Annotated in this window: 2 protein-coding genes and 1 pseudogene; 2 read left to right on the top strand and 1 reads right to left on the bottom strand. The window is 66.4% G+C overall.

Going from position 1 to position 3778, the window contains the following annotated elements:
- Positions 1-973 precede the first annotated feature (973 nt).
- On the top strand, positions 974-1192 hold the full coding sequence (locus ACIRQP_RS42165) for a hypothetical protein (protein ID WP_403900739.1): 219 nt from the start codon (positions 974-976) through the stop codon (positions 1190-1192).
- A gap of 16 nt (positions 1193-1208) precedes the next feature.
- Here the strand turns inward: ACIRQP_RS42165 and ACIRQP_RS42160 are convergent.
- Positions 1209-2112: pseudogene (locus ACIRQP_RS42160) on the bottom strand (IS982 family transposase); the annotation flags it as partial.
- A 1080-nt stretch (positions 2113-3192) separates the two neighbouring features.
- On the opposite strand from ACIRQP_RS42160, the gene ACIRQP_RS42155 reads away from it, so the two are divergent.
- Entirely contained in the window at positions 3193-3396 is a 204-nt protein-coding gene (locus ACIRQP_RS42155; RefSeq protein WP_403900737.1) for a hypothetical protein, read from the top strand.
- Positions 3397-3778: the final 382 nt, after the last annotated feature.

Here is a 3778-nt window from a genome sequence, read left to right as displayed (position 1 = left end):
GATACGACGTAGACACTCGCATCCTCGCAGGTCAACGGCACCTTTCTGCTATCAGGGCGTCAGATCACCCAATTCCGCTGAATACCCAGGGCTAAGCATACCCACGACTGAAAGTCACCACCTAGTCACCACCAGATAGGTGCCCGACGTGCGGGTCTGAGCGGTTACCTGGGCAGCGAAGTACCCCCGCGACCGTGCGACCGGTCCGGGGGCGTGGTCAACGCTGACAAGGAGCGCCGACATGCTCGACTCTATCGCTCGTCTAACTGAACCCCTGCTGCACCATGTGTTTCCAGCAATGGGACGACACCGCCGGACACGAGTTGATCAGCTCGAAGGACCGGCCACTCGTCGGCATCGACTCGTCATCACCGGCGCCGTGGTGACGTCCGCGTGGGGCCCATTCCCGCTTCGCGGTGAGACGTATTGGCCGGTGCGGCCGTCGGCGCAAGCGGAGCAGGAGCGTTGGGAGCGAGCCGCCTTCCGACGGGGATTGCTCGCGCGCTCCCACACGTGGCTGATCGTGCGGGACAACCGGGGGGCGGCCCGGTGACTGCGGAACAGGAACAGCGCCGGAACGTCGTCAGTAGGCGGTGGACTGGGCACCCGCGCTGCGTGGGCCTGGCACGCGGCCACCTCCGGGAAGCGCTTGCAGGATGGGGACTGTCAGCGTTGGAGGATCCCGTCTGCCTCGTCCTCTCCGAACTGCTGACCAACGCCGCGAAACACGGCACTACTCCTGCGGGAGACGCGATCCAAACGAGGTACGTCCGGTAACGCGGTGGCCTGCGCATTGAGGTGTGCGACGGCGCGTCGGACTGGCCCCATCGACGAACGCCTGACGTGGAGGCGACCAGCGGGCGGGGGCTCGGGATCGTGGAAGAGCTCTCGGACCGTTGGGGCTGCTGGCAGCGCAAAGGGTGCGGCAAAACGGTCTGGGTTGAACTGTCTCTGCTGGACGGGGGGCTCAGCCATGGCCGATGAGCGACACTGGCGTGCCGTGCTGGTGGGCCCTGGGGACCGGGTGAGCCTCGGTGGGGTGTGGCGCACGGTCAAGGCGACACAGACCGACCGCTACGCGACCGGCGGCCTGGCGGTGATCTTCGTCTTCGAAGAGGGGCGACCCGCGCGGCGGCCCGCCACCGAACTGCTGCCTGTGATTCCGCTTGCCGACTGGTCCCTAGATGAGTGAGTCCAAGGGGTGTGGTCGCGGTCAGTGACCGCTTGACGGGTTGCTCGATTTTGTCGTTGTGCCAGACCGCGGCGGTTAACGCGAGGATGCGCAGGAGGACCCGGACGGTCACCCCGGCCGGGCTCTTGCCTCCATGTCGTTCCAGGTCGAGTTGGCCCTTGAGGGTCTGGTTGATCGACTCGATGACTTGTCGGAGTGGCTTGAACAGGTGCGCGCCGGGCCGCTCGGGCTCGCCTTTGCGGGCCGGACGCAGCAGCCTGAGGTCGCGTTCGGTGAGGTCCTGCTCAAACTCTCGGCCGTAGTAGTTCTTGTCGCCAATGATCGTCTGTCGCGGATGACTGGCTTGGACCTCTGGTGAGGTGTCGAGCATGTCGCGCAGGGTCTCGCGTTCGTCGGCCTTCGCCCCGGTGAGTGCGAACAGGACCGGCAGGCCGCCAGGCGTGCAGACCAGGTGGAGGCGCAGGCCCCAGAAATATCGGGAATGCGACGCGCAGTAGCCGTACTGGGCCCACCCCGGCCAGCTCCGAACGCTTGGCGGTCTCCCGGGAGCAACCGCAGCCGACCGGGGTGGAGTCGACCAGCCATACATCGTCACTCCACAGCGATGTGTCCTGGGCGAGGATCCGGATCATGCTGGTGAGCAGGGATGATGCGGCACGCAGCCGCTTGCCGTAGCCGGACTGCTGGGGCACATAGGGGAACAGGCCGCGGAAGTCACGGTCGACGCGGCGCAGCCAGCGCCGCTCGGAGGTGTAGCCGAGCAACGCTGACATCACGGCGAGCGTGAGCAGTTCCGCGTCACTGAGCGTGGGCGTGATCCCGACCTTCGGACGCCATGGAGCCAGCCATGGCGAAGCCTTCAACTCGTCGTCGATCCGGGCATAGAGTGCTGTTGCGAGGGTGTTCACGTCGTTCGTCACACATCGACACTGGACGCCCTCGTGCCATGTCCGCAGGCCATCCCTTGGACTCACTCATCTAGTGGAGGAGACGGCGGGGGCGGCACCGGTCCATGAACTGGAGTGCGTTCACTGCGGTGATCGCTGCGAGCCGACCAACGAGCTTTCGGGGCGGACGGCTTGGCCGATCGACCATGCCGGGCGGAACCAAGGTCACGACGTGTTCCGCTCGGTCGTGACATCGGTGCTCCGCGTCGTCCCGCATGCCCCGGGAGACCCGGTCAATGGGTGAGTGGCTTTATCGACGTCTCACGACAGCAGTTGTTGACGACCGCGGGAGGCACCTGCCGCGCCGGGATGTCGTTGTCGACGAGAACGGGAGGCACCCGCCGGCGCCCGGCAACGGAGCGGTACTGGCTGCCACCTGCGCCCGTAGCCAGCGCTTTTCCCCCGAGCGCCGGACGGGCGGTCGACGGCGTCTCGCCGGTCACCACCGAGCTGCTGTCCGAACCCGTGGACAATCGGCGCGGGCAGCGCCTCCCGACCTGCCAGAGAAACGCTGCTCTTCGTCATCGACAGAGCCAGGTGAGATCAGGTATCGCCTGCGGCATGTCCTGGGCTGCCTGGACGAGTGTCTGTACGGGCTCTATCTGGCGGCTGTCAACTGGGTCCACGGTGACGTGCCCGAGCCGGAGGCCGTGGAGCCTGCGACGTACGCGGAGTGGGAGGCCGATGAGTGGGAGCGCCTCGTTCGACGCGTGATGGCGGACGACTGGCGCGATTGTCCGCCTTCGTAGGTCACGCTGTCGGGCCTGGCTTCCAAGGGGCCGGGCCCGGTGGCCTGTTAGGGGGGCCGGTACTGGGCTGGTCTTCCTCGGGCCCGTCCGGGCCCTTCGATTCGGAACGATGGGAGTCGTTGTGTTTCACCGGTGTACGGCCGAGATGGCACCCCTGGACACAGACTGCGAAGGCGAAGGCCATCAATGCGAACTGTCCACGGCGGAGCACGGCGAGATGCACGCTGCCTACCTCGGTGAGGCTGACCCGCTACTCAAGCCTGAATGGGAATCCATCTGGCTCTTCTGGAATACAGAAGGAGGTATGAGGCTGACGATCCGTCTCGAAACCGACTGCACCCGGCACGACGCGAGCCGCCAGCGCTGTTGCACGCTCTACGCGGACCATCCGGGCCAGCACAGTTTCGAGATCTTCGATCCCCGGGAGGTGGCTCTCCGCGTGGCGGGCGACCAGATCCGGCAAGAAAGGTTCGGGCGGCAGTACTTCGTGGAACTTCCGCCTCTGTAGGCGTCGCGCTGAAGTCCCGCCCGGCCGTGTGGCTCGGGCGGGACTTCCTTGTCCGCGTATGGGTGGACGGTCCTGGTGGTTGGGGTGGTGGGGCACGTGGCCGGCGGCGCGGGGCTACGAGCCGTGGACTGTTCCAAGCGTGGCCCCGCGCTGCCGTCCACCCCGAGCCACGCGGGGTGAAGCCTGGCCTCACCCGGTGTTCTGCCTCAGTTGAGTCGCATGCACACGTGTGCCTTGCGGATCCAGCCTTCCGTTCCGGCCGGTAGTCCGCTGATGGTCTCCTGGGCGCTAGGGTGTGTCTGACAATGATCATGTCGCTGGTTGGCGGAGCCAGAGGATGAGTGAGGCGAGTTGGAGTCCGGCTCGGTAGCGGGTGGCGAGC

This window comes from Streptomyces sp. NPDC102274 (genome assembly GCF_044766385.1).
Taxonomy (GTDB): domain Bacteria; phylum Actinomycetota; class Actinomycetes; order Streptomycetales; family Streptomycetaceae; genus Streptomyces.
Note: the sequence above shows the minus strand (reverse complement) of the source record. Positions and strands in the feature narration are given on the sequence as shown.